Genomic DNA, 26,609 nt, shown 5'->3' with positions numbered 1-26,609 from the left:
TCCCGTGGCAGACCGCACACCCCCGCTCGGGATCGAGGAGCTGCATGCTCTCATCACGAGCGGCGAGATCGACACTGTCGTCCTGGCCTTCCCCGATATGCAAGGGCGGCTCCAGGGCAAGCGGTTCGCCGCCCAGTTCTTCCTCGACGACGTCCTCGAACACGGCACGGAGGGCTGCAACTACCTCCTGGCCGTCGACGCGGAGATGAACACCGTCGAGGGCTACGCGATGTCCTCCTGGGACCGCGGCTACGGCGACTTCGCCATGCGCCCCGACCTGACCACGCTGCGCCGCGTCCCCTGGAACGAAGGCACCGCGATGCTCATCGCGGACCTCGCCTGGAACGACTCCTCGCCCGTCGTGGCCGCGCCCCGCCAGATCCTGCGCCGCCAGCTGGAGCGGCTCGCCGAATTCGGCTACACCGCCAACGTCGGCACGGAGCTGGAGTTCATCGTCTTCAAGGACACCTACGAGCAGGCCTGGGACGCGGGCTACAAGGCCCTGACCCCGGCCAACCAGTACAACATCGACTACTCGGTGCTCGGCACGGGCCGCATCGAGCCGCTCCTTCGCCGCATCCGCAACGAGATGGCGGCCGCCGGACTCGTCGTCGAGTCGGCCAAGGGCGAGTGCAATCCGGGCCAGCACGAGATCGTGTTCCGCTACGACGACGCACTCGTCACCTGCGACCAGCACGCCATCTACAAGACCGGCGCCAAGGAGATCGCGTCCCAGGAAGGTGTCTCGCTCACCTTCATGGCCAAGTACAACGAGGCCGAGGGCAACTCCTGTCACATCCACCTCTCCCTCGCCGACGCCGACGGCGCCAACGCCATGGCCGGTTCCCAGGACGATCCCGGTGGCATGTCACCCGTCATGCGGCATTTCCTCGCCGGGCAGCTCGCGGCGCTCAGGGAGTTCTCGCTGCTCTACGCGCCCAACATCAACTCGTACAAGCGGTTCCGGCCGGGGTCCTTCGCGCCCACCGCCGCCGCCTGGGGCCACGACAACCGCACCTGCGCCCTGCGCGTCGTCGGCCACGGCCGCTCCATGCGCTTCGAGAACCGGCTGCCGGGCGGCGACGTGAACCCGCACCTCGCGGTCGCCGGACTCGTGGCCGCCGGTCTGCACGGCATAGAGCAGAAGCTGGAACTGCCCGACGAGTGCACCGGCAACGCCTACACCGGCGACTACGCACACGTCCCCACCACGCTGCGCGAGGCCGCCGAGCTCTGGGAGAACAGCCCCATCGCCAAGGCCGCCTTCGGCGACGAGGTGGTCGCGCACTACAGCAACATGGCCCGGGTCGAGCTGGACGCCTTCGACTCCGCGGTGACCGACTGGGAGCTCCGCCGCTCCTTCGAACGCATGTGAGGCACCCTTGCTCGAGGTATTGAATCCGGCGACGGAAGAACTGGTCGCGACCGTCCCCGCCGCCACCCCGCAGGACATCGACGCCGCCGTCGCGCGAGCGGCCTCGGCGCAAGTGAAGTGGGCCGCCGCGGCCCCCGCCGACCGCGCCCGCCTGCTCCGCCGCTTCGCGACCGTGGTCGACGAACACCTTGAAGAACTTGCCCAGTTGGAGGTGCGCGAGGCCGGTCACGTCATCGGCAACGCCCGCTGGGAGGCGGGCAACGTCCGCGATCTCCTGGACTTCGCCGCCGGGGGAGTAGAACGGTTGAGCGGCCGTCAGATCCCCGTACCGGGCGGCCTGAACGTCACGATCCTCGAACCCCTCGGCGTCGTCGGCGTCATCGCGCCCTGGAACTTCCCCATGCCGATCGCCGCCTGGGGCACCGCACCGGCACTCGCGGCAGGCAACGCGGTCATCCTGAAGCCCGCCGAGACGACCCCGCTCACCGCGCTCCGTCTCGCCGAACTCGCCCTGGAGGCAGGCCTCCCCGAGGGTCTCTTCCAGGTCCTCCCCGGCACCGGGGACGTGGCGGGCAACGCCCTGGTCGAGCACCCCGGCGTCGCCAAGATCGTGTTCACCGGCTCCACCCGCGTCGGCAAGCAGATCATGGCCAAGTGCGCCGACCGCGTGAAGCGCCTGACGCTCGAACTCGGCGGCAAGAGCCCGAACATCGTCTTCGCCGACGCGGACGTGGAGGCCGCCGCCCTCGCCACGCCGATGTCGTACCTCGACAACTCCGGTCAGGACTGCTGCGCCCGCACCCGCATCCTCGTCCAGCGCTCGGTCTACGACCGCTTCCTCGAGATCGTGCGGCCCGCGGTCGAGTCGGTCGTCGTCGGTGACCCGTCCGACGAGAAGACGCAGATGGGCCCGCTGATCTCGAAGTCCCAGCTGGAGCGCGTGCGTTCGTACGTATCCTCCGGCGCCGGAATCCACGGCACGGCGCCGGAAGGGCCCGGCTTCTGGTTCCCGCCGACGCTTCTCACCGATGCCGACGTCGACGCCGCGTCGCCGGTGGCGACCGAGGAGGTCTTCGGCCCGGTCGCCGTCGTCCTGCCCTTCGACGACGAGGCCGACGCGATCCGCCTCGCCAACGCCACCGAGTACGGCCTGTCCGGGTCCATCTGGACGCGCGACGTGGGCCGGGCCCTGCGGGTGTCGGCGGCCGTGCGAGCCGGGAACCTGTCCGTCAACTCGCACTCCAGCGTGCGCTATTGGACCCCGTTCGGGGGTTACAAGCAGTCCGGGCTCGGCCGTGAGCTCGGCCCTGACGCGCTCGCCGCCTTCACGGAAACCAAGAACGTCTTCATCAGCACGGAACGCACGGAGGCCTGACGCACCATGACCAACCAGAACATCTGCCGCCGCCTGGTGGGCCGCACCGCCGTCATCACCGGCGCCGGCAGCGGCATCGGCCTCGCCACCGCCCGCCGCCTCGCCTCCGAGGGAGCGCACGTCGTCTGCGGCGACATCGACGAGACGGCGGGCAAGGCCGCGGCCGACGAGGTCGGCGGGACGTTCGTCAAGGTCGACGTCACCGACGCCGAGCAGGTCGAGGCGCTCTTCAAGGCCGCGTACGACACCTATGGCTCGGTCGACATCGCGTTCAACAACGCGGGCATCTCGCCGCCCGACGACGACTCCATCCTGGACACGGGCCTCGAAGCGTGGAAGCGCGTCCAGGAGGTCAACCTCACCTCCGTGTACCTGTGCTGCAAGGCCGCCATCCCCTACATGCGGCGCCAGGGCAAGGGCTCCATCATCAACACCGCGTCGTTCGTGGCGAAGATGGGCGCGGCGACGTCCCAGATCTCGTACACGGCCTCCAAGGGCGGGGTCCTCGCCATGTCCCGAGAGCTGGGCGTGCAGTTCGCCCGCGAGGGCATCCGCGTGAACGCGCTGTGCCCGGGTCCGGTCAACACCCCGCTCCTCCAGGAGCTCTTCGCCAAGGACCCAGAGCGGGCCGCGCGCCGCCTCGTCCACATCCCCGTGGGCCGTTTCGCCGAGGCCGACGAACTGGCCGCCGCCGTCGCGTTCCTCGCGAGCGACGACTCCTCGTTCGTGAACGCCACGGACTTCCTGGTCGACGGCGGTATCGCCGGGGCATACGTCACGCCCATGTAGTTCATCCGCCAGCAACCACCCCGTCAGCCGGGCGTCGCACGACGCCCGGCTGACCTGCGTAAACACGGGAGTGTGTTCGTGAACTTCAAGCGCCGCGCCGTCGCGGCAGCAGCAGTGATCGCCGTCGCCGGAGCCGGTCTCGTCACCGTCCAGGCCACCGCGGAAGCCACTCAGCCCGTGCGGTCCCAGCGGAAGGACTGCCCTTCGCTCACCGTCTCCGAGGGCTGGTACGGCGCCAACAAGGCCAGGCTCCAGAGGATGATCGACACGTACGGGGCGTGCGGCGAGCGTCACCGCCGAGGTGATGCCAAGCCCGTCGCCACCTTCGACTGGGACAACACGGTCATCAAGAACGACGTCGGCGACGCCACGATGTTCTGGCTCCTGCGCAACAGCAAGATACGTACGCCGAAGAACGCCGACTGGCACACCACCAGCCGCTATCTCACCGACCCGGCGGCCAAAGCCCTCGCCAAGGCCTGCCCCGCCGGCGGCGCCACCCTCCCCACGCGCCGCGACACGGACTGCGCCGACGAGATCGCCTCCGTCTACGCCGAGGGCGCCACCACCGGCGGCGACACGGCCTTCGCGGGCTTCGACCACCGGCGCATGGAACCCCAGTACGCCTGGCTCGCCCAGCTCACCCGCGGCTGGTCCACCCGCGAGGTCAAGGGCTTCGCCGCCGCGGCCCGCAAAGAGAACCTCGCAGCTCCCATCGGCACCGAACAGCGCGTCGGCACCGGCGAGTTCACCGGCTGGGTCCGCTACTACGACCAGCAGCGCGATCTGATCCGCACGCTCAAGAAGGCCGGATTCGACGTCTACGTGGTCTCCGCCTCGCCCGAGCCGGTCGCCGAGGTGTGGGCGCGGAGCGTCGGAGTCGACGCCCGGCACACCATCGGCATTCGCAATGTCGCCGCGCACGGGAAACTGACGGCCCGTCTGCAGGGGTGCGGCACCGTCGAGGACGGCGACGACTCGATGATCACGTACATCGACGGCAAGCGCTGCTGGATCAACCAGGAGATCTACGGGGTCCGGGGAGCGGCTGCGGAGAAGGTCCAACCGGCAGCGGAGCGACCGGTGTTCGCGGCCGGTGACTCCGACACCGACATCTCCTTCCTGCGCGATGCCACGGCCCTGCGCCTCGTCCTGAACCGCAACAAGAACGAGCTGATGTGCCGCGCCTACGACAACGGCGACGGCCGCTGGCTGGTGAACCCCATGTTCATCGAGCCGAAGGGCAAGCTCGGAAAGCCATATCCGTGCGCGAGCACCGGCTACACCGAACGGGACGGCGAGGCGGGCCCCGTGCGCCGCGCCGACGGGTCCGTCATCCCCGACCAGAAGGACACGGTGCACGGGGCCTGACCAGGCGCGAGAGATTGATGTACGGTCCATGCGCATGCGCAACAGACATGCCTTGGCGTTGACGCTGGCCACGGCCGCCACTCTGGCAGCCGTGCCGGCGACGCTCCCCGCGGCCGCCGCCACGCCCGCGAACTCCCCGTACGTCTCGAACTCCCAGAAGTCCGCCGCTGTGAAGGCCCGTTGCCCGCAGCTGTCCAAGAAGCTGACCTGGTTCGGCGACAACCGTGCCCGGCTCCAGCGGATGATCGACGAGCGCGGGCGCTGCGGCTCCCACCGGGGCCACGACCAGAAGCGTCCCGTCGCCGCGTTCGACTGGGACAACACCGTCGTCAAGAACGACATCACCGACGCGACGATCGCCTGGTCCCTGCACCACGACAAGATCCTGCGTCCCGCGAGCTGGAAGTCCACCAGCAAGTGGATGACGGACGAGGCCGACCAGGCGCTCACCCGGGCCTGCGGCACGAAGGTGCCGGTCGGCGAGCCGCTGCCCACCTCCACCGACACCGACTGCGCCGACGAGATCTTCGAGGTCCGCGAGGACGGCAGGACGATGAGCGGCGCCGCCGCCTTCGCGGGGGAGTGGAACCACCGGCACACCGTCCCGCAGTACGCCTGGGTGCCCCAGCTCTTCGCCGGACACACCGTCCCCGAACTGAAGTCGTACGCCGCGAAGGCCCGCAAGCAGGTGCTCGCCGCCCCCGTGGGCGCCACCCAGACCGTCGGCACGCACGAGATCCCCGGTTACGCCCGCTACTACGACCAGCAGCGCGACCTCATCCGCACGCTCAAGAAGGCCGGGTTCGACGTCTACATCGTCTCGGCGGGCTCGGAGCCGGTGACCGAGGTGTGGGCCAGCGGCAAGGGGGGCGTGGGCATCGACCGGAAGCACACCATCGCCATCCGCTCGGTCCTCGACCGCAAGGGCCGCATCACTCCCTGGAACCAGGGCTGCGGCGACGTCCCCGTGAACAAGGGCGAGGCCATCCCCTACATCGACGGCAAGCGCTGCTGGATCAACCAGGAGATCTTCGGCGTCAGGGGCGAGTCGGCCTGGGACAAGCAGGACCGGGCCCACCGCATCGCGCTCGGCGGCGGTGACGCCGACACGGACGTGACGTTCGTCGGCGACGCCACTGGGGCTCATCTCGTCCTGAACCGCGAGAAGGACGAGTTCATGTGCCGTGCCTACGACAACGCCGACGGCCGCTGGGTCGTGAACCCCATGTTCATCGAGCCCATGCAGCAGAAGCCGGACCTCTACCCGTGCTCGACGGCCGCGTACAACGCACCGGACGGCAGCAAGGGCCCGGTCCTGCGCGAGGACGGCTCCGTGGTGCCCGACCAGGAGGACGCGGTGTTCTGACTGTTCCAACTGTTCCGACTGTTCTGATCTTCAGAGCACGTCCTAGAGTGCCGGGATGAGCATGTCGCCCCCTCCCGGCTGGTACCCGGACCCGTCGGCCCCGCCCGCACAGCACGTCGAGCGCTGGTGGGACGGATCCGCGTGGACCGAGCACCGGCGCGCGCCCGAATCACCCCAAATGGGAGGGCTGCAGCCGGGGTTCGGCCCGCCGCAGCCGGCGCGGCCGACGGGTTCCGGCGGAGGGGGTCGAGGCAAGGTGGTGGCCCTCGCCACGGCCGGGGTCGTCCTGGTCGCCTCGATCGTCACCGGTGTGGTGCTCCTGGGCGAGGACGACGGCGACCCGCAGGTCGAGGGGCCCGTACCGGGCGCGTCGGAGCCGGTGGACCCGCCGTCACCGACCTCGCCGAGCCCGACCACATCGGCGCCCGACCCCGACCCCTCGACGCTCGTCGACCAGCTCAACGGCATCACGATCCCCGTCCCCGACGGCTGGGAGAAGGCCGACAGCACGGTCGGCGGCGACCCGACCGTCCGCACCCCGGACGTCTACGACTGTCCGGGCGAGGGCAGCCTCTGCCGTCACGGCACGGTGTACTCGCGCACATCGACCGCGACCGACGAGCGCTCGCCCAAGGCACTGGCGCTCGGGGACATCAAGGACGCGGCGGACGGGGCGTACGAGGAGGACAAGGTCGGCATGAGCCCCTTCGGTGGCATCGCGAGCCACGAGAAGGTCAAGGAGGGGTCCGTCGCGGTCGCGGGCCGCTCCGGTTACCTCGTGCGCTGGCGGGTCCGCACCGAGAAGGGCCCCGGCGGGTATGTCCAGTCACTCGCGTTCCCCTCCAGCGTCGGATCCGAGGCGATGGTGATCATCCGCTTCGCGATCGACGCGCGGACCGACGAAGGCGCGCCGCCGCTCTCCGACATGGACGAGATCACCAAGGGGATCCGCCCGGTCGGCGGCGGAGAGACCAGCGGCGGTGTGGGCAGCAGCGTGGGCGCGACGCCCTGACGGGTCAGGGGCGCCCTCAGAGAAAGGTGTGGCCCTCGCCCCGGTACGTCGGAACGGTGGCCGTCACGCGGTCGCCCTCGACGAGGTGCAGCGCGTCGAACCGCTCGCACATCTCCCCGGCCTTGGCGTGCCGGAACCACACCTTGTCGCCGATCCGCAGGTCGTCGGCGGGCGCGCCGAGCAGCGGGGTCTGCACCTCGCCCGCGCCCTCCTGCGGGTCGTAGCGCAGACCCTCCGGGAGGTACGGCACCGGGGAGCGGTCGGCGCCCGCGGCACCCGATGCGGGGTAGCCGCCGCCGAGGACGGTCACGGTGCCCGCGCTCGGGCGGCGCACCACGGGCTGGGCGAAGAGCGCGGCCGGACGCCCGCTGAACGACGTGTAGTTGTCGAAGAGCCGCGGCACGTAAAGCCCCGACCCCGCCGCGATCTCGGTCACCGCCCGCTCGGCAGCGGTGTGCTGCACGCTGCCGGTGCCGCCGCCGTTGACGAACTCCAGGTCCGGCGCGACCGCCCGCACCGCGCGGATGGTCTCGGCGCGCCGCGCCCCGAGCTCCTTGCGGGCCGCGGCCTGCATCAGCCGGATCGCCCGCGAGCGCGCGGGATGACCGGCGACCGCGTCACCGACCCCCGCCACATGCCCCTCGTACGCCATCACGCCCACCAGCCTGAAGCCGGGCCGCCGGGTCACGGCGCGGGCGAGCGCGGCGACTTGGGCGGGGGAGTGCAGGGGTGAGCGCAGTGCCCCGATCCGCACCCGGCCCCCGAGGACCCGGTAGGCGGTGTCCAACTCCAGGCAGACCCGCACCTCTTCGCCCCCGCCGCCCCTCGCCTCGTCGATGAGCCGCAGCTGCGCCGGGTCGTCGACCATCACGGTCACCGAGGAGGCGAGCTTCGGGTCGGCGGCGAGTTCGGCGAAGGCGGCGCGGTCGGCCGAGGGATAGGCGAGCAGGATGTCGTCGAACCCGGAGCGCGCCAGCCACAGGGACTCGGCGAGCGTGTAGGACATGATCCCGGCGAAGCCGTCGCGGGCCAGGACCCGTTCGAGCAGGGCCCGGCAGCGCACGGACTTGCTCGCGACGCGGATCGGCTTCCCGCCGGCCCGGCGCACGAGGTCGTCGGCATTGGCGTCGAATGCCTCCAGATCGACGATCGCGACGGGGGCGTCGAGGTGTGCGGTGGCCCGGTCGTAGCGGGCCCGGTCTGCTGCACGGGAGGTCATGGCCGAAGCCTGCCAGACGCGATTACCCGAGGGTAGGGGGATGATCCGGGCAGATCGCCCGGGGCCGCGGACCGGTTCCCGCACGACCGGAATCTGCCCTTAGAGTTACGCGCAGAAGAGTGAGGAAACGGGGGGGGGTGCATGAGCACGGAAGCGCGACGGGCCCCTGTCCCACCACGCCCCACGACTCCACCCCCACCACCGGGCCCACCCTCAACGCTGCCGCCGCCCCCGCCATCGGCCCGCTTCCCCGATGCGCGTCCGCCGAGGGTAGATCCGGATCCGGAGCCCTCGCCCTCAGCCGATGCCCCCGTCGACGCCGATGCCGACAGGGACTCCGTCCTGGGGGACTTGCTCGCGCCCTTCGACCGGGTGCGGTTGCCGGGGCCGTCGGCGGCACTGGACGACGCGAACAACGCAGACCGTGCCCACGATGCGGGCTACGCGGGCGACTTGGGATACGAGGGCAAGCAGGGCTACGCGGGCGAGCCGGGCTACGCGGGCGACCCGGACCACCCGGGTGGGCCGGGCTACGCAGGCAACCTGGACCACCCGGGCGAGCCGGATTACGCGGGCAAGCCGACCTATCCGGGCGAGTCGGACCACCCGGGCGAGCCGGACTACGCGGGTGGGCCGGGCTACGCGGGTGGGCCGGGCTACGCGGGTGGGCCGGGCTACGCGGGTGGGCCGGGCTACGCGGGCGACCTGGGCCACCCGGGCGAGCCGGATCACGCGGGCAAGCCGACCTATCCGGGCGAGCCCGACCACCCGGGCGAGCCGGGCTACGCGGGCGACCTGGACCACCCGGGTGGGCCGGACTACGCAGGCAACCCGGACCAACCGGGCGAGCCGGACTACGCGGGCAAGCCGACCTATCCGGGCGGGGCGGACTACCTGGGCGGGGCGGACGACCCGGGCGGGGTGGACATCACGGACGGCGCGGCCGCCGAGGCTCAGCAGTCTCCGCCCCCGCCGCCCGCATCGGCACGTTTCCCCGATGCCCCGCCGCCAACGACGACAGGGACGCGCACGCCGGCCTCCGAGGCCGCCGCCCCGGCCCCTGGCCCACCCGCACCCCCGCCGCTGCCTTCCGCCCCGCCGCGCGTGGGCACCCCGGACGCGGAGGACGGACAGCGGGCCGCGGAGTACCCCCTGCGTCCGCCGATGCCTCCGGTGCCGCCGCCGGGCCCGGGACGGCTGCCGGAGCCTCTGCGGTTCTCGGATCCTGTGACGGCGGACATACCCACGCCCGATTCCCGGCCCACTCCTTCCCCCCGGACCACGTCAGGCCAGGAGCCCGGCTCCACAGCCACGTCGTCGCCCGAGCCGCGGGACGTGCCCGACGCGCGGCCCGGGTCGCCACGATCCGCGCGGTTCGAGTCGGCGCCGGTCGCTCCGCCCGCCGCTCCCTCCGCCGCTCCGCCGTCCACGGCCCCCCTGTCCGGTGGCGGCGAGGCCCGGTTCCCTGCCCCCGCGGTCCCGCCCGCCCGCGCCCCCAAGCCCAAGGCCCCCCGAACGGCCGCCGCCCGTCGGGCGGTTGGTGCTGTCGATCTCACCCCGGGGCCCGGAGCCGGACGGCCCTTCGTGTCGTTCGCCAGGCCCGCCCTGTACGACGACAGCACCACGCGGCTGCGCCCCGTCCGCACCTGGGTGCAGCCCCGCGTGACCGCCGCGGCCGCCTGTGTCGTGCTCGGCCTCGGGCTCATCGGGGGCGCGGCGACCGGGAGTTGGCTGACCGGGGACTCCGAAGGAACGGCCACCACGCGCAACACGTACGCCGTGGCGGGCGAGCTGTGGCACAGCGTGCCCGTCGACCAGCTCTTCCCCGCCGCCATCAAGGGCGACGGCGCGGGCCCCGGCGGCGCCGACCGCACCTGGACCCGCGTCGCCGTGGCCCCCGACTCGCACTGCAAGAGCGCCTTCGACCCGCTCCTGCGCAAGGCACTCGCCCCCGCCGGCTGCCTCCGCCTGCTGCGCGCCACGTACACGGACGCGACCCGCAGCCATGTCACCACCGTCGGCCTGCTGTTCACCAAGGCCGACGCCGACGCGATGAGCTCGCTGCGCAACCGCTTCACGGAGGAGGGCCTCGACCGGCGCCCCGACCTCATGCCACGGCCGTACGCGGCCAAGGGCACCCCCGCCGCGGAGTTCGGCGACGCACAGCGCGCGTCCTGGACCGTGTCCGTGCTCCCGGACGCCCCCGTCGTCGCCTTCTCCGTCTCCGGCTTCGCCGACGGCCGCACGGTCACCGAACCGGAGCCCGCCGAAGAGGCCATGGAAACGTCCACCACCTCGGCCCCCGCCCAGGCAGGCCTCGGTCACGAGGCGAAGGGCATCGCCGACCGCGTCGAGCGGCGGCTGCGCAAGACCATCGCGGCCACGGAGAAGTCCCCATGAGAATCCGCCCCCTGGGCGTCGCCGCCCTCGCCGCGACGCTCGCCCTCCTGCCCGCCACCGCCCACGCCGACGACGGCATACGCGCCCAGCAGTGGGCCCTCGACGCCATGCACACCGGCCAGGCCTGGCAGACCACCAAGGGCAAGGGCGTCACCGTCGCCGTCCTGGACACCGGCATAGACCGCGACCACCCCGACCTGACCGGCAGCGTCCTCGAAGGCAAGGACATGGTCGGCTTCGGCGCGAAGAAGGGCGACCGTCCCTGGGCCCGGCACGGCACGGCCATGGCCGGCATCATCGCGGGCCATGGACACGGCGCGGGCCGCGGCGACGGCGTCCTGGGCATCGCGCCCGAAGCCAAGATCCTGCCGATCCGCGTGATCCTGGAGGACGGCGACCCGAACCGCTCGAAGGCGCGCAACACCCGGGGCAACGCCCTGGCCGACGGCATCCGCTGGGCCACCGACCACGGCGCCGACGTCATCAACCTCTCCCTGGGCGACGACTCCAAGTCCGCGCACCCCGAACCCGCCGAGGACGCCGCGGTCCAGTACGCCCTGAAGAAGGGCGCCGTCGTCGTCGCGTCGGCGGGCAACGGCGGCGAGCGCGGCGACCACATCTCGTACCCCGCGGCCTACCCCGGCGTCATCGCCGCCACCGCCGTCGACGAGAGCGGCGAGCGCGCCTCCTTCTCCACCCGCCGCTGGTACGCCACGGTCAGCGCCCCCGGCAAGGACATCGTCATCGCCGACCCGGACCGGGAGTACTACGAAGGCTGGGGCACCAGCGCCGCGTCCGCGTTCGTCTCGGGCGCCGTCGCCCTCATCCGCGCCGCCCACCCCGGCCTGACCCCGCCCCAGATCAAGCAACTCCTGGAGGACACGGCCCGCGACGTCCCGACCGGCGGCCGGGACGACTCACACGGCTTCGGCTTCATCGACCCGGCAGCCGCGATCGCCGAGGGCGCCAAGAAGAAGCCGGACGGCCTGCGGTCGGCGGCGTACGGAAAGAAGTACTTCGGCCAGGGCCCGACAGCGGACAGGGACGACGGCCCCGCGGCCTGGGTGGGCCCGGTCGCGGGCGGCATGGGCGTGGCGCTCCTGGCGACGGCGGTCTACCTCTGGCGGGGGCGCCGGGGGAGCGGCCGCAGCTCTGCACGGTAGGGCTGGGGTAGCGGGGGCCGCACCCAAAGCGAACGAGGGCGACGGCAGCCTCGCGGGCCGGGGGCGCCCAGTGGTGGGCGGTGTCGGTCGCGGCTTTGGGCGGTGGGGCGGACCGTAGCGGACGAGGGTGACGGCGGCTCGCAGGACGGCTGTCGGCCGGGTGGCGGCGGCCTCTCCCCTCGGCGCGGGCGGCGGGAGGCCTCGACTGGCACCGGACCGTGGCGAACGGGAGCGACGGCAGCCTCGCGGGCTGGCTGGCGGCCGGGTGGCGGCGGGCCCCCCGGCGCGGGCGGTGGGAGCCTCGATCGGAACCGGTCGATGGGGGCGACGGCGCGCTCGATAGGGTCGGAGTCGTGGCGAACAAGAACATCCCGGACCCCGGCTTCTCCGATGACGACGGGACAGGTGACCCCCGGCTCACCGCGGCTCTGACCGCTTGGGCGCAGGACCGTACGGCCCACGGGGCCGTTCTGGAGGCACTCGCCGGCGCCCGGCTCCTCGTTCCCGTCGTCGCCGTGCTCGGCGAGGTCGAGGAGGACGAGAACGGGCTGCGCCGCGAGAAGACCAGCGACATGGCGGTCCCCACCCTCAAGGCGGGTGACCGCAAGGCACTGCCCGCGTTCACCTCGACCGAGGCCCTCGCCCTGTGGGACCCGGAGGCCCGGCCCGTCGCCGTCCCCCTGCACCAGGCGCTCCAGGCCGCCGCGCACGAGCAGGCCGACACGATCGTCCTCGACCTCGCGGGACCCGTCCCCTACGAGATCAACCGGCCCGCCCTGATCGCGCTCTCCGAAGGCCGCCACACCCGGGACCCGCTCTCCGACCCCGCCGTCACGGCCGCCGTACGCGCGTCCGTCGCCGCCGAGCCCGCCGTCCTGCGGGCCTACCTCGGCGCGGGCAGCGCAGACGGCACCCTCGCGCTCGTCCTCGACCCGTCGGCGGACCCCGCCGAAGCCGCCCAGCGCGTCGCCCGGCACATCGCGGCCGACGAAACACTGAGGGCCCGCCTGGTCAGCGGCCTCGACCTGGCACTGCTGCCGGCCGGGGCGACGCCACCGGGCGAGCCCTTCTACGTACGGGAAGGCTGAACGCTCAGCCGAAGACCGGGCCCGTGTACTTCTCGCCCGGACCCTGGCCCGGCTCGTCCGGCACCTCGGACGCCTCGCGGAAGGCCAGCTGCAGCGACTTCAGACCGTCGCGCAGCGGCGCCGCGTGGAACGAGGAGATCTCCGTGGCGCTCGCGTCCATCAGACCGGCGAGCGAGTGGATCAGCTTGCGAGCCTCGTCGAGGTCCTTGTGGCCCTCGCCGCCCTCGGCGAGACCGAGGTTCACGGCCGCCGCGCTCATCAGGTGGACGGCGACCGTGGTGATCACCTCGACCGCGGGGACGTCCGCGATGTCACGCGTCAGGGTGTCGAAGTCGGGGGAATCGGAGGCCGGGCCGGTGCCGGACTCGGGGGTGGGGGTCGCGTCGCTCATGTCCCACACGATAAGCGGAGCCCCGCCCGGAGCGGTCCGCGGGAGTCCGCGGCAGCCCGCGGGCGCCGTTGGTTAGCCCCACCCCCGCGGACCTGCTAACCTTGTGTAACGACCGGCCGGACACTCGCGTGCCACGCAGAGACCCGGCCCACAAGTGGAGGCTCCGCTTCCCACCTAGTCGCTCCTGGAGCGGCGGGTCACCGGTCAGGCGGCCGCAGTCCCCGAGACTACGGCAGGCCCGAGATGCGCCCCGCGATCACCGCGGAGGTGCTCCGGTAGTAATGGAGCCCCTTCCTGTGATCGGTTGGGGCATTTTTTATGTACTCACTCGGTTGGTCGAGATAACAGACGTAACGCGGCTGTCCGCCAGACCGCCGCGTGGTGCTACCGAGGAGGATCCATCAGCGCCGAGCCCCGCATCAACGACCGGATTCGCGTTCCCGAGGTGCGACTTGTCGGTCCCAGCGGCGAGCAGGTCGGGATTGTTCCGCTTGCCAAGGCCCTGGAGCTCGCACAGGAGTACGACCTCGACCTGGTCGAGGTGGCGGCGACCGCCCGTCCGCCCGTGTGCAAGCTCATGGACTACGGGAAGTTCAAGTACGAGTCGGCCATGAAGGCCCGTGAGGCGCGCAAGAACCAGGCGCACACGGTCATCAAGGAGATGAAGCTCCGGCCGAAGATCGACCCGCACGACTATGACACCAAGAAGGGTCACGTCGTCCGGTTCCTCAAGCAGGGCGACAAGGTCAAGATCACGATCATGTTCCGTGGTCGCGAGCAGTCCAGGCCGGAACTCGGCTACCGACTGCTGCAGCGTCTCGCGAACGACGTCGAAGACCTCGGGTTCATCGAGTCGAACCCGAAGCAGGACGGCCGAAACATGATCATGGTCCTCGGTCCGCACAAGAAGAAGACCGAAGCCATGGCCGAGGCTCGCGAGGCCCAGGCGGTCCGCAAGGCGGACGCGAAGGCCAACCCGGGCCGCTCGCAGAACTCCGCCGAGGACGAGGAGCCCGCAGAGGCTCCTGCCGAGGCTGCCGCCGAAGCCCCTGCAGAGGCCCCGGCCGAGGCCTGATCCCAGGACGCGAGTCCGGGGATCGCCAACTGACACATACGGTTCCCGGATGCCCGGTTTCACGACCGGGCATCCGAGTGCCACTGACGAGGAGAGAACGGCGCTATGCCGAAGAACAAGACGCACAGCGGTGCCAGCAAGCGCTTCAAGATCACCGGCTCCGGCAAGGTGCTCCGTGAGCGCGCCGGCAAGCGCCACCTGCTCGAGCACAAGTCGTCCCGTCTGACGCGTCGCCTCACCGGCAACGCCGAGATGGCCCCGGGCGACGCCAAGAAGATCAAGAAGCTTCTCGGCAAGTGAGTCCGGGCGCACACCGCGCCTGAACTCTGACCGGGACCCAATCGATACCGGGTCGTGTGAGTCCAACCACGGCCCCGCTACAAGGAGTTAACAAGTGGCACGCGTCAAGCGGGCAGTCAACGCCCACAAGAAGCGTCGGGCGATCCTCGAAGCCGCCAGCGGCTACCGCGGCCAGCGCTCGCGCCTGTACCGCAAGGCCAAGGAGCAGGTCACCCACTCCCTGGTCTACAACTACAACGACCGCAAGAAGCGCAAGGGCGACTTCCGTCAGCTGTGGATCCAGCGCATCAACGCCGCTGCCCGCCAGAACGGCATGACGTACAACCGCCTCATCCAGGGTCTGAAGGCCGCCAACATCGAGGTGGACCGCAAGATCCTCGCGGAGCTCGCCGTCAACGACGCGAACGCCTTCGCGGCGCTCGTCGAGGTTGCGCAGAAGGCTCTGCCGTCGGACGTCAACGCCCCGAAGGCTGCCTGACGCCCGCCGCTCATCCAGCGTGACGTTCGGACCCGTAAGCCGCCCGGCTTGCGGGTCCGACGTTGTTCGGCCACCCGTCTGCCGACGCCTGTCGCTGCCGTCCGCAGGCCCGCCTCGGCTGGTCGCGCAGTTCCCCGCGCCCCTGGCGGGGCGCCCCTGAGGGGGCGCCCGTATTTCTCCCGAAGGTGAATTCATGCCCGCCGCTCCTGAATTGATCTCCCCCAAGTCCCCCCGCGTCAGCGCCGCACGGCGGCTCGGCAAGCGGAACTTTCGGGGGAAGGAGCGGCTGTTTCTCGCCGAGGGGCCGCAGGCCGTGCGGGAGGGTGCCGCGCATCCGGACACGCTCGTCGAGCTGTTCGTCACCGTCGAGGCCGCCGAGCGGTACGCCGACATCGTGGGGGAAGCCCGTGCCGCCGGGGCGCGGGTGCACCTCGCCGACGAGGACGTCATCGCCGACATCTCGACGACCGTCACGCCGCAGGGGCTCGTCGGCGTCTGCCGGTTCCTCGACACCTCCTTCGACGGCATCCTCGCCGCCCGGCCCAAGCTGGTCGCGGTCCTCGCGCACGTCCGTGACCCCGGGAACGCCGGCACCGTACTGCGGTGTGCCGACGCGGCGGGGGCCGACGCCGTCGTCCTGACGGACGCCTCCGTGGACCTCTACAACCCCAAGTGCGTGCGCGCGTCGGTCGGTTCGCTCTTCCATCTGCCCGTCGCCGTCGGCGTACCCGTCGAGCGGGCCGTCCAGGGGCTGAAGGACGCGGGCGTACGCATCCTCGCCGCCGACGGAGCGGGCGATGACGACCTCGACGACGAACTCGACAAGGGCACCATGGGCACGCCGTCCGCCTGGGTCTTCGGCAACGAGGCCTGGGGGCTCCCGGAGGAGACCCGCGCACTCGCCGACGCCGTGGTGCGCGTTCCGATCCACGGCAGAGCCGAAAGCCTCAACCTCGCGACGGCGGCAGCCGTGTGCCTCTATGCGTCCGCCCGTGCACAGCGTGCGGCTGGAGGGTGCCGTTCCGTCACCCCCAGCTAGTAGGGTGACGGGCTCGGAGGCCTCCTGAGCCGGTCCGAGAGGTGGGGTACGGGGAATGAGCATCGGCACGAGCAGATCACCGGGGGTACAGGACATCCTGTCCACTCGCGCGGACCATGGCGCCCTCGGTGACCTCGGCGGGCTCGGCCTCGACCCGGACGACCTGCCGGACGGCCTCGTCGTCGCGGATGAGACGGGCCGTGTCATCTGCTTCAACGCGGCGGCCGAGCGGATCACCGCCGTGCGCGCCGACGACGCCCTGGGCGCGCCGCTCGAGCGCGCCCTCCCCTTAGAGGACCTCGAAGGCCGCCGCTGGTGGCAGCTGACCGATCCGTACGGCGGTCTGGCCACCCGCTTCGCACAGCCCGAGCGCAATCTCCTGCTCCCCGGCGGGCGTGAGGTCCTCGTCTCCGCTCGCTACGTGCGCACCGCGCCCACCGGCCCCGTCCGCCGCGTCGTCGTCTCCATCCGCGACACCGAGGCCCGCCGCCGCACCGAGCGCAGCCACGCGGAGCTGATCGCCACCGTCGCCCACGAGCTCCGCTCGCCCCTCACCTCGGTGAAGGGCTTCACGGCGACGCTGCTGGCCAAGTGGGAGCGCTTCACCGACGACCAGAAGAAGCTGATGCTGGAGACGGTGGACGCCGACGCCAACCGCGTCACGCGGCTCATCGCCGAGCTTCTCGACATCTCCCGCATCGACTCCGGGCGGCTCGAACTGCGGCGCCAGCCCGTCGACATCGGCGCCGCCGTCGGCCGTCACATCCAGGCCCATGTCGCATCCGGCCAGGACGCCGACCGTTTCCTCGTACGGATCGAGCAGCCGATGCCCGACCTCTGGGCCGACCCCGACAAGATCGACCAGGTACTGAGCAACCTGCTGGAAAATGCCGTGCGGCACGGCGAAGGAACCGTCACCATCGACGTGGCACCTTCCTCGTCCCCGCGCGAGCGGGGCGGGGCCGAGACGGCCGTGACCGTGAGCGACGAGGGAACGGGCATCCCGGAGGAATCGATGGGCCGCGTCTTCACCCGCTTCTGGCGGGGCAGCAAACGCGGCGGGACGGGACTTGGCTTGTACATCGTGAAGGGCATCGTCGAGGCGCACGGCGGGACGATCACCGTCGGCCGCGCGCCCGGTGGCGGCGCCCAGTTCCGATTTACGTTGCCCGTGGGCACTCCGGCGTATCTCCTCTGATCCGCCCGAGCACGGCCCGCGGGCTCATTCACCTGCGTCACCCCCGTTAGACTCGATCCTTGGCACGTTTGCGTCCCTGATCTGTGGACGATTCGTCTCCGAGTCGTAGACGGGGACCATCACCAGCCAACCGGAAGCACGGGAAGAGATGTCGGCACCGAACAAGTCGTACGACCCTGTTGAGGTCGAGGCACTGAAACCTGAAGAGATCGAGCGCATGCGGGACGAGGCGCTCGCCGCCTTCGCCGCCGCGGGCGACCTCGAACAGCTCCAGGAGGCCAAGGTCGCGCACACCGGCGGCACCTCGCCGCTGGCCCTCGCCAACCGCGAGATCGGCGCGCTGCCCCCGCAGGCCAAGGCCGAGGCCGGCAAGCGCGTCGGCATGGCGCGCGGCGCGGTCAGCAAGGCGCTCGCCGCCCGCCAGAGCGAGCTCGAGGCCGAGCGCGACGCCCGGGTGCTCGTCGAGGAGGCAGTGGACGTCACGCTGCCGTACGACCGCGTCCCGGCCGGTGCCAGGCACCCGCTGACCACGTTCATGGAGCGCGTCGCGGACGTCTTCGTCGCGATGGGTTACGAGATCGCGGAGGGCCCCGAGGTCGAGGCGGAGTGGTTCAACTTCGACGCCCTGAACTTCACCCCGGACCACCCGGCCCGGCAGATGCAGGACACCTTCTTCGTCGAGGGCCCGAAGGGTACCGAAGGCGACGAGTCCGGTGTCGTGCTGCGCACGCACACCTCGCCCGTGCAGGCCCGCGCGCTGCTCGAACGCCGTGAGCCGCCCGTCTACATCGTCTGCCCCGGCCGCGTGTACCGCACGGACGAGCTGGACGCGACGCACACTCCGGTCTTCCACCAGATCGAGCTGCTCGCCGTGGACGAGGGCCTGACCATGGCCGACCTCAAGGGCACCCTGGACCACATGGTCCAGTCGCTCTTCGGCGCGGACATGAAGACCCGCCTGCGCCCGAACTACTTCCCGTTCACCGAGCCGTCCGCCGAGATGGACATGGTCTGCTACGTCTGCCGTGGCGAGTCCGTGGGCAACCCCGACCGCCCCTGCCGCACCTGCGGCAGCGAGGGCTGGATCGAGCTGGGCGGCTGCGGCATGGTCAACCCGAAGGTGCTCACCGCCTGCGGCGTCGACCCCCAGAAGTACAGCGGATTCGCCTTCGGGTTCGGCATCGAACGGATGCTGATGTTCCGCCACAACGTCGAAGACATGCGAGACATGGTCGAGGGTGACGTCCGGTTCACCCGGCCCTTCGGGATGGAGATCTGATGCGGGTCCCGCTTTCCTGGCTGCGGGAGTACGTCGATCTCCCCGCCTCCGAGACCGGCCGTGACGTACAGGCCAAGCTGATCGAGGTCGGCCTCGAGGTCGAGACCGTCGAGCGGACGGGCGCCGGCCTCACCGGCCCGCTCGTCGTCGGCAAGGTCCTCACCATCGAGGAGCTGGAGGGCTTCAAGAAGCCCATCCGTTTCTGCACGGTCGACGTCGGCCAGGCCAACGGCACCGGTGAGCCGCAGGAGATCGTCTGCGGCGCCCGGAACTTCGCCGTGGGCGACAAGGTCGTCGTCGTGCTTCCCGGCGCCGTCCTGCCCGGCGACTTCAAGATCGCCGCGCGTAAGACGTACGGCAAGACGTCGCACGGCATGATCTGCTCCGGCGACGAGCTGGGCATGGGCGACGACGGCAGCGGCGGCATCATCGTCCTGCCGCCCGAGCACGAGGCCGGCACCGACGCCATCAAGCTGCTCGAACTGGTCGACGAGGTCCTGGACATCGCCGTCACGCCCGACCGCGGGTACGCGCTCTCGATGCGCGGTGTCGCCCGCGAGGCCGCCATCGCGTACGGTCTTCCGCTGCGCGACCCGGCGCTCCTCGACGTGCCCGCGCCGAACTCCTTCGGCTACCCCGTCAAGATCTCCGACCCGCGCGGCTGCGACCGCTTCACCGCGCGCGCGGTCACGGGCCTGAAGCCCGAGGCCCGCTCGCCGATCTGGCTGCAGCGCCGCCTCCAGAAGGCGGGCATGCGCCCGATCTCGCTCGCCGTCGACATCACCAACTACGTGATGCTGGAGCTCGGCCAGCCCCTGCACGCCTACGACCGTTCCCGCATCGAGGGCACGATCGGCGTGCGCCGTGCCGAGCAGGGCGAGAAGTTCACCACGCTCGACGGCGCCAAGCGCGTCCTCGACGCCGAGGACCTGGTCATCACCGACGACCGCGGCCCCATCGGCCTCGCGGGCGTCATGGGCGGCGCCAACACCGAGATCGCGGACCACGAAGAGGCCGCCGGTACGACCGACGTCGTCATCGAGGCCGCGCACTTCGACGCGATCTCCATCGCCCGCACGGCCCGGCGCCACAAGCTGCCCTCCGAGGCGGCCAAGCGCTTCGAGCGCGGCGTCGACCCGCAGGCCGCGTCCGCCGCCGCGCAGCGCACCGTGGATCTCCTCGTGCTGCTCGCGGGCGGCACCGCCGAGGCCGGGGTCACCGAGGTCATCGCGCCCTCCGCGCCGCACACGATCGCGATGCCCGCCGATCACCCGGACAAGGTCGCCGGCGTGCGGTACGGCCGCGAGACCGTCGTGCGCCGCCTCCAGGAAGTCGGCTGCGACGTCTACGGCCAGGACGCCCTGACCGTCACCGTGCCGTCCTGGCGCCCCGACCTCGCAGAGCCGAACGACCTCGCCGAAGAGGTCATCCGCCTGGAGGGGTACGAGAATCTCCCCTCCACGCTGCCCAAGCCCCCCGCGGGCCGCGGCCTGACCGGCCGGCAGCGGCTGCACCGCCGCGTCGGCCGTGCCCTCGCCGGCAGCGGATTCGTCGAGGCGCCGAACTACCCCTTCATCGGCGAGCAGGTCTTCGACCAGCTGGGCCTGGAGCCCGGCGACCCCAAGCGCCGGGTCGTCAAGCTGGTCAACCCGCTCTCCGACGAGGAGCCCGCTCTCCGTACGACGCTGCTGCCGGGGCTGCTCGGCGCGCTGCGCCGGGGCGAAGGCCGCGGCAGCCACGACCTGGCGCTCTTCGAGACGGGGCTGGTCTTCCAGCCGCGTGACGAAGCCCGTGTCGCGGTGCGTCTTCCCGTGGACCGGCGTCCCACGGACGAGGAGATCGCCTCCCTGACCGAGGCGCTCCCCGTCCAGCCGCGGCACGCCGCCGTCGTCCTCGCGGGCGCCCGCGAGCAGGCCGGCTGGTGGGGCAAGGGCCGGCCGTCCGAGTGGGCCGACGCGATCGAGGCCGCGCGCGTCCTCGCCGCCGAGTCGGGCACCGAACTGCTCGTGCGCCAGGGCCAGTACGGCCCGTGGCACCCGGGCCGGTGCGCCGAGCTCGCCGTCGTGATCGACGGCGCCGAGCAGGTCATCGGGCACGCGGGCGAGCTGCACCCGCGGGTCGTCAAGGCGCTCGCTCTGCCCGCGCGCACCTGCGCGATGGAGCTCGACCTGGACCGTCTGGAGGAGGCGAGCACCGGCATCCCGCAGGGGCCGAAGATCTCCACCTTCCCGGTCGCCACGCAGGATGTCGCGCTGGTCGTCGACGGGGGCGTGCCCGCCGCCGAGGTGGAGAAGGTGCTGCGCGAGGGCGCGGGTGAACTCCTTGAATCCATCCGGCTGTTCGACGTCTTCGAGGGCGAGCAGATCGGCGCGGGCAAGAAGTCCCTGGCGTACGCGCTGCGCTTCCGCGCGGCCGACCGTACGCTGACCGTCGACGAGGCCTCCGCGGCCCGGGACGCGGCTGTCGCGCTGGCGGCCGAGCGGACCGGTGCGGTGCTGCGCGGAGCGTAGTCACCGCAAGTAGTCGCCGCCAGGCGCACAAGAGGCGCAAAGAAGGGCGTATCCGGGTCTCCGGATGCGCCCTTCACTCGTTTGAGTGACTAGTGAGCCCTCCCTGGTCCGATCGGCTCAGGCGGTCGACAGAATCAGTCCGGCCGCACGGGCCGTGATCTGTACGGGCTGCGCGGACCGCACGCTGAACAGGGCCTTAGGGGGGCCGTCGGCATGATCCGTATGAGGGCTGGAGCTCCCCGACGGGTGCTGCTCCGGGCAAGGAGCAGGGCCAGGGGCAGGGTCGCTGGCAGGGCTGGGAGCACGACCGCGAGCACGACCGCGAGCACGACCGCGAGCAAGGCCGCGAGCAGGGCCGCGAGCAGGTCAGCGAGCGGGGCCAGGTTCCGGGTGAGGGCCGGGCCGAAGGTGTTCCGGGTGGACCCGCCGCGAATCCGGCGCGTTCTCGCGCTCGGTCTGCCCGCCGTGTGGGGCGCGGCCGCCATCACGTACAAACTCGTCTGTCCGCTCGCGCAGCGGGACGGTCTGGAGGCGCGGATCGTTACCAGCGCGGTCTTCTTCGCGGTCGGCGCCGGTCTGATATTGCAGGTCCGCGGCTCGCTGCTGCGGGAGCTGCGTCAGCTCCGTGAGGTCGCCGGCGCCGCGCAGAACGTCCTGCTGCGCCCGCTGCCACCCCGCGTCGAAGGCCTCACGGTCGCGGCCGGACGGCTCTCCGCGTCCCGCGGCGCCTCCGTCGGCGGGGATCTGTACGAGGTGGTGGCCACGGACCACGGCGTCCGCGTCGTCATGGGCGATGTGCGCGGGCACGGCCTGACCGCCATCAGCACGGCCGCCGCCGTACTCGGCAGCTTCCGCGAGGCGGCGCACGAGGAACCCGAACTGGCCCATGTGCTCAGAAAGTTGGAGCGCGCCCTGGGGCGGCATCTGCGGGAGCGGTCGCGGGCCGAGCACCCGGCGAACGGCGCTCCGGCACCCGAAAGTCCACTGGCCGAGGAGTTCGTCACCGTACTCCTGATGGAGATCGGCCCGGACGGTGAGATGACCGCCCTCAACTGCGGGCACCCCTGGCCGTACCGCCTGGGCACGTGCGCCGAGCCGGTCGTGGGCGGGGACCCGTTGCCACCGCTCGGACCCTTCCCGCTCCCGGCCGAACTGCCCCTGCTGCACTGCGGGTCACTTCTGCCGGGGGAGGCGCTCGTCCTGCACACGGACGGCATGGAGGACGCGCGGGACGCGGCCGGACGGTTCTTCCCGCTCCAGGCGGCGCTCACCGAAGCGGTACGCGTCCCGCCGGTCGCGCCCCAGACCGTGATCCGCGCGGTGTACGCCCAACTCATGCGCCACGCGGGGCGGTTCCCCACCGACGACGCCGCGCTCCTGATCCTGCGCAACGACCGCAGGCGCGTGCCCTTACAGCAGGGGGAGACGGTGCGCCGGCAGAACACCATGACGTGACGCGCCGTCAACCTCCGCCGGCCGTGCGCCGCCCGACCCCGCCTGTAGGTGTCGGGCAGACGACGGGGATCGGACGGCGCCCATGAGGACCGCCGTACTTTTCGAGGGGGAGCCGGCGGCCCGGCCGGCCTCCTTGTGAGGAATCTCAGTCAAGCGTGACAGGAGTGGCGACGGCAGAGCGCACACCCCCCGGATTCGGGCGTTCCGTTCACACCCCGTGTGAAGTCACCTCTACTACGCTGGCCACACCGAGCCACCGGAGGGCCTCCATGCAGCCCAATACCCTGCTCGACGCGATCCTCGACGAGGCGGGAATCTCCCACGCGGGCCTGGCTGCCCACGTCAATCAGGCGGGGAAGAGGCGCGGCCTCGCCCTGCGGTACGAACACACCGCCGTCTCCCGGTGGTTGAAGGGCCAGCGCCCACGCGGCCAGGTGCCCGACCTGATCTGCGAGGTACTCGCGGGGCGGCTCCAGCGCACCGTCACCCTCGACGACATCGGCCTCGGCGTGCCGGGCCTGCCGGCCGTCGGACACCACTCCATGGCCTCGACGCTCTCCGGTTTCGTGGAGCGGGCCACGGCCCTGTGGCGCTCGGACGAACAGCAGCGCCCGCACCTCCTCGGCGCACCCGCGGTCACGGGAACACCCGCGGTGATGCCCGTATGGGAGTGGGAGAACCCGCCCGAGGACGTGGACGTGTCGCGCGGCGGCAGACACCAGGTGAGCACGGCCGACATCGACATGATGCGCGCGGCCCGCGCCCACTACGAGCAGATGTACCGCAAGGCCGGCGGCATCGCGACCCGCACCCGCATCGTCGGCTTCCTCAACGCCGAGGCCGCGCCCCTGCTGCGCGGCAGCTACACGGACGAGACGGGACGCCAACTGCACAGATCCACCGGTGGTTTGGTGGCCATCGCGGGCATCTGCGCCTATGACTCGGACGCGCACGGCCTGGCTCAGCGCTACTTCCACCAGGCCCTGCGCCTGGCAAAGGCCAGCGGCGACAGGGGACTTGGCGCCTACGTCATCGCTCTGCTCGTCAACCAGTCCCTGTTCATGCGCGAGTACCGCCAGGCGGTGGCCTTCGCGGAGGCCGCCCTGCGCGCCGCGGGGCGCGAGCTGACCCCGGCACTGGCCTCCGATCTCTACGCCATGCAGGCCAAGTCGTACGCACACCTGGGCGACGGCAGCAGTGCCCTGTCCTGCATCCGGCGTGCGGAAGGCGCGGCGGACCGCATCCGGCGTGGGCGCGAGCCGGACGAGACGGGCTATGTCCAGCCCGGACTCGTCAACGTACAAGTGGCGGAGGCCCTGCTCAGCCTCGGCGACCTCGCGGGAGCGTACGAACATGCGGCGGCGGCGGTGGACACGCCGGCTCACGACCGGGGCCGGGTCCATCGGCTCGCCATGCTCAGCCAGATCGAACTGCGCCAGGGAAACACCGACGAGGCGGTGGCCACGGCGGTGGAAATGGCAGAGCAGGCACGGGGGATGGAGTCCCAACGACTGCGCGACCGGCTGCGGGCCGTGCGGGAACACCTGGTACGCAGCGACTGCGCGGGCACGGCCGAGGCGGCCGCACTCATCGACGGGGCGCTGCGCGTACCGCTGTGACGTGAAACGCACACCACTGCTCTGAACACCCTCCTGCTGCGATATTGCCATCTACTCGGCGGAAGGTGGCAGAACCGTGCAGTGGACGAAACAAAGCGAACAAACTGTGTATGGAAACAGGTGGTTCACGGTCAATCTGGCAGACGTGGAGCTGCCCGACGGCCGGCACCTCGACCACTTCCTGATACGGCTGCGGCCCGTCGCCGTGGCCACCGCGGTCAATGAGTCCAACGAGGTGCTGCTGCTCTGGCGGCACCGCTTCATCACCGACAGCTGGGGCTGGGAACTCGCGGCCGGCGTCGTCGAGGACGGCGAGGACCTCGCGTACGCGGCAGCCCGGGAAATGGAGGAAGAGACCGGCTGGCGGCCGGGCCCGTTACGACACCTGATGAGTGTCGAGCCGTCCAATGGGCTCACCGACGCAAGGCACCACATCTACTGGTCGGATGAGTGCACCTACATCGGTCATCCCGAGGACGACTTCGAGTCCGACCGCCGTGAATGGGTCCCACTCAAACTCGTCCCTGACATGGTGGCCCGCGGAGAAGTACCGGCCGCCAATATGGCGGCGGCCCTACTGCTCCTGCACCACCTGCGCCTTGGCCAGGACGCGCACTAACGACCGATGGCCTGCCAAACTGCCACGGCTAACGCACCGACCGCCGTCAGGGCGAGAAGTGCGGGCAGCGGCCAGCGTGTGTGCTCGAGTGCGGTGATCCTTACGGTCAACTCGTCCTGGTTCTTGACGCTCTGTTCGTCATGTTGGGTGAGCAACGCCAGCTGTCCGTCGACGCGGGTCAGACCCACGTCCAAGCTGCGGCGTAACTCGGCGAGTTCTTCGGGGACCACGCGATGCTCGGGGTCGGCGGTCACTGGTCCGCTCCTTTCTGTAGCTGTCGATCCCCCTGATGCACACGGAAAGTCAACTCGCCTGGTGGCCAGGGCGGGAGAGTGTGCGAAGGGCATATGCGAGCCCATGGCGCACACGGTGTGTGAACGCCGCGGGCCCGGCACTCGATCGAGTGCCGGGCCCGCGTGCGGTGCGAAGTTCCGGGTGCCAGTGTGACCTGTGTCAGCCGTACGGGTAGAAGCCCGAGCCGGACTTACGGCCGAGCCGTCCCGCGTCCACCATCCGCTGGAGCAGCGGGGGAGCGGCGTACAGCGGCTCCTTGTACTCGGCGTACATGCTGTCCGCGACCGAGGCGACGGTGTCGAGGCCGATCAGGTCGGTGAGCTTGAGCGGACCCATCGGGTGGGCGCAGCCCATCTCCATGCCGTTGTCGATGTCCTCGCGGCTCGCGATGCCCGACTCGAACATCCGGATCGCGGAGAGCAGATACGGGATGAGCAGGGCGTTGACCACGAAGCCGGAGCGGTCCTGGGCGCGGATCGCGTGCTTGCCGAGGACCTTCTCGACCATGGACTGCGCGCGGCTGATCGTCCCCTCGGATGTCGTGAGCGCGGGGATCAGCTCGACGAGCTGCTGCACCGGGGCCGGGTTGAAGAAGTGGATGCCGATGACCGCGTCGGGGCGGGACGTCGCGACGGCCAGCTTCACCAGCGGGATCGAGGAGGTGTTGGAGGCGAGGATCGCGTCCTGCCGGGTCACCACCTGGTCGAGCACCTGGAAGATCTCGGTCTTGACCGCCTCGTTCTCGACGACCGCCTCGATCACGAGGTCGCGGTCGGAGAACTCCCCGAGGTCGGTCGTGAAGCTGAGGCGGGCGAGCGTCTCGTCCCGCTCCTCCTCCGAGATCTTGCCGCGCTCGGCGGCCTTGGAGAGGGAGTTGTAGAGCCGGGTGCGGCCGATCTCCAGGGCCTCGCCGGTGGTCTCCGCGACCATCACGTCCAGTCCGGAGCGGGCGCAGACCTCCGCGATCCCGGCGCCCATCTGGCCGCAGCCCACTACTCCGACGCGTGCGATGTCGGGCATAGAGTCGGTCACCTCGTGCCTTTCGCTGATCAACGGGCGGGCAGTCCCCCGTTCGGATGCGGTGTCTGCCCCAGCGGTGAACGTTACCGCCGAACCTCAGGTGCATGACGTGCCGGGTCGGGCATGCTGTCCGTTACAAGCAGCGGTTCCGGCGGATATACAGGCCAGGGGGCG

The 26,609-nt window shown here is 71.2% G+C and carries 23 protein-coding genes; 19 read left to right on the top strand and 4 right to left on the bottom strand.

Annotation, left to right across the window (positions count from 1 at the left end):
* Positions 1-4 precede the first annotated feature (4 nt).
* From ACIBCK_RS19965 to ACIBCK_RS19940, 6 genes are all read left to right on the top strand, one after another.
* Positions 5-1,375 (top strand): glutamine synthetase family protein, encoded by a 1,371-nt coding sequence (locus tag ACIBCK_RS19965; protein WP_399391911.1) that lies wholly within the window; start codon positions 5-7, stop codon positions 1,373-1,375.
* Between the two features lie 7 nt (positions 1,376-1,382).
* On the top strand, positions 1,383-2,750 hold the full coding sequence (locus ACIBCK_RS19960; RefSeq protein ID WP_399391909.1) for an aldehyde dehydrogenase family protein: 1,368 nt from the start codon (positions 1,383-1,385) through the stop codon (positions 2,748-2,750).
* Between the two features lie 6 nt (positions 2,751-2,756).
* Entirely contained in the window at positions 2,757-3,539 is a 783-nt protein-coding gene (locus tag ACIBCK_RS19955; protein WP_399391907.1) for a 3-oxoacyl-ACP reductase, read from the top strand.
* Between the two features lie 78 nt (positions 3,540-3,617).
* Positions 3,618-4,910: a haloacid dehalogenase-like hydrolase gene (locus ACIBCK_RS19950; RefSeq protein WP_399391905.1), complete on the top strand. Its 1,293-nt coding sequence runs from the start codon at positions 3,618-3,620 to the stop codon at positions 4,908-4,910.
* 34 nt (positions 4,911-4,944) lie between these two features.
* The gene (locus tag ACIBCK_RS19945) at positions 4,945-6,276 is read left to right on the top strand and encodes a haloacid dehalogenase-like hydrolase (protein ID WP_399391904.1); all 1,332 of its coding nucleotides are present in this window, start codon (positions 4,945-4,947) and stop codon (positions 6,274-6,276) included.
* 55 nt (positions 6,277-6,331) lie between these two features.
* Positions 6,332-7,288 carry a DUF2510 domain-containing protein gene (locus ACIBCK_RS19940; RefSeq protein WP_399391902.1) on the top strand — a complete coding sequence of 319 codons (957 nt, stop codon included), beginning with the start codon at positions 6,332-6,334 and terminating at the stop codon, positions 7,286-7,288.
* A gap of 16 nt (positions 7,289-7,304) precedes the next feature.
* On the opposite strand, the gene ACIBCK_RS19935 is transcribed toward ACIBCK_RS19940, so the two are convergent.
* Positions 7,305-8,507, bottom strand: coding sequence for an amino acid deaminase/aldolase (locus tag ACIBCK_RS19935; RefSeq protein ID WP_399391900.1), 1,203 nt, complete (start codon positions 8,505-8,507; stop codon positions 7,305-7,307).
* A gap of 351 nt (positions 8,508-8,858) precedes the next feature.
* On the opposite strand from ACIBCK_RS19935, the gene ACIBCK_RS19930 reads away from it, so the two are divergent.
* From ACIBCK_RS19930 to ACIBCK_RS19920, 3 genes are all read left to right on the top strand, one after another.
* Positions 8,859-10,907, top strand: a complete 2,049-nt coding sequence (locus ACIBCK_RS19930) for a hypothetical protein (protein ID WP_399391898.1) — start codon at positions 8,859-8,861, stop codon at positions 10,905-10,907.
* Positions 10,904-12,070 (top strand): type VII secretion-associated serine protease mycosin, encoded by a 1,167-nt coding sequence (mycP, locus tag ACIBCK_RS19925; protein WP_399391897.1) that lies wholly within the window; start codon positions 10,904-10,906, stop codon positions 12,068-12,070. The genes ACIBCK_RS19930 and mycP overlap by 4 nt, the downstream gene beginning before the upstream one ends.
* 353 nt (positions 12,071-12,423) lie before the next feature.
* Positions 12,424-13,158 (top strand): SseB family protein, encoded by a 735-nt coding sequence (locus tag ACIBCK_RS19920; protein WP_399391895.1) that lies wholly within the window; start codon positions 12,424-12,426, stop codon positions 13,156-13,158.
* Between the two features lie 4 nt (positions 13,159-13,162).
* On the opposite strand, the gene ACIBCK_RS19915 is transcribed toward ACIBCK_RS19920, so the two are convergent.
* On the bottom strand, positions 13,163-13,549 hold the full coding sequence (locus tag ACIBCK_RS19915) for a DUF1844 domain-containing protein (protein ID WP_363312720.1): 387 nt from the start codon (positions 13,547-13,549) through the stop codon (positions 13,163-13,165).
* Positions 13,550-13,949: 400 nt separating this feature from the next.
* Between ACIBCK_RS19915 and infC the strand changes: the two genes are divergently transcribed.
* The 10 genes from infC to ACIBCK_RS19865 all read left to right on the top strand — a co-directional run bounded on the left by infC (position 13,950) and on the right by ACIBCK_RS19865 (position 25,121).
* A complete protein-coding gene (infC, locus tag ACIBCK_RS19910; protein WP_367048850.1) occupies positions 13,950-14,624 on the top strand; it encodes a translation initiation factor IF-3 in 675 nt (224 codons plus the stop codon).
* Positions 14,625-14,729: 105 nt separating this feature from the next.
* Positions 14,730-14,924 (top strand): 50S ribosomal protein L35, encoded by a 195-nt coding sequence (gene rpmI, locus ACIBCK_RS19905; RefSeq protein WP_030560333.1) that lies wholly within the window; start codon positions 14,730-14,732, stop codon positions 14,922-14,924.
* A 94-nt stretch (positions 14,925-15,018) separates the two neighbouring features.
* Complete coding sequence (gene rplT, locus ACIBCK_RS19900; protein ID WP_003970214.1) at positions 15,019-15,402, top strand: 50S ribosomal protein L20; 384 nt, start codon at positions 15,019-15,021, stop codon at positions 15,400-15,402.
* A gap of 193 nt (positions 15,403-15,595) precedes the next feature.
* Positions 15,596-16,441 (top strand): TrmH family RNA methyltransferase, encoded by an 846-nt coding sequence (locus ACIBCK_RS19895; RefSeq protein ID WP_399391893.1) that lies wholly within the window; start codon positions 15,596-15,598, stop codon positions 16,439-16,441.
* Between the two features lie 55 nt (positions 16,442-16,496).
* On the top strand, positions 16,497-17,639 hold the full coding sequence (locus tag ACIBCK_RS19890; protein WP_399391891.1) for an ATP-binding protein: 1,143 nt from the start codon (positions 16,497-16,499) through the stop codon (positions 17,637-17,639).
* Positions 17,640-17,787: 148 nt separating this feature from the next.
* Positions 17,788-18,918 carry a phenylalanine--tRNA ligase subunit alpha gene (pheS, locus tag ACIBCK_RS19885; protein ID WP_367040124.1) on the top strand — a complete coding sequence of 377 codons (1,131 nt, stop codon included), beginning with the start codon at positions 17,788-17,790 and terminating at the stop codon, positions 18,916-18,918.
* Positions 18,918-21,428 (top strand): phenylalanine--tRNA ligase subunit beta, encoded by a 2,511-nt coding sequence (pheT, locus tag ACIBCK_RS19880; protein ID WP_399391889.1) that lies wholly within the window; start codon positions 18,918-18,920, stop codon positions 21,426-21,428. Before pheS ends, pheT begins: the two co-directional genes overlap by 1 nt.
* Before the next feature lie 408 nt (positions 21,429-21,836).
* Positions 21,837-22,883: a PP2C family protein-serine/threonine phosphatase gene (locus ACIBCK_RS19875; protein WP_399392296.1), complete on the top strand. Its 1,047-nt coding sequence runs from the start codon at positions 21,837-21,839 to the stop codon at positions 22,881-22,883.
* Positions 22,884-23,152: 269 nt separating this feature from the next.
* A complete protein-coding gene (locus ACIBCK_RS19870; protein ID WP_399391888.1) occupies positions 23,153-24,502 on the top strand; it encodes a transcriptional regulator in 1,350 nt (449 codons plus the stop codon).
* 76 nt (positions 24,503-24,578) lie between these two features.
* Positions 24,579-25,121 carry an NUDIX hydrolase gene (locus tag ACIBCK_RS19865; protein ID WP_367040117.1) on the top strand — a complete coding sequence of 181 codons (543 nt, stop codon included), beginning with the start codon at positions 24,579-24,581 and terminating at the stop codon, positions 25,119-25,121.
* Here the strand turns inward: ACIBCK_RS19865 and ACIBCK_RS19860 are convergent.
* Together ACIBCK_RS19860 and ACIBCK_RS19855 are read right to left on the bottom strand one after the other, a co-directional pair.
* A complete protein-coding gene (locus ACIBCK_RS19860) occupies positions 25,118-25,375 on the bottom strand; it encodes a hypothetical protein (protein ID WP_367040116.1) in 258 nt (85 codons plus the stop codon). The genes ACIBCK_RS19865 and ACIBCK_RS19860 overlap by 4 nt on opposite strands.
* 199 nt (positions 25,376-25,574) lie before the next feature.
* Positions 25,575-26,435, bottom strand: coding sequence for a 3-hydroxybutyryl-CoA dehydrogenase (locus tag ACIBCK_RS19855; protein ID WP_399391886.1), 861 nt, complete (start codon positions 26,433-26,435; stop codon positions 25,575-25,577).
* Positions 26,436-26,609 lie beyond the last annotated feature (174 nt).

The organism is Streptomyces sp. NPDC051218 (genome assembly GCF_044455475.1).
Lineage (GTDB): Bacteria > Actinomycetota > Actinomycetes > Streptomycetales > Streptomycetaceae > Streptomyces.
The sequence above is the reverse complement of the archived record's forward strand: the minus strand, read 5'-3'. Positions and strand labels throughout refer to the sequence as shown.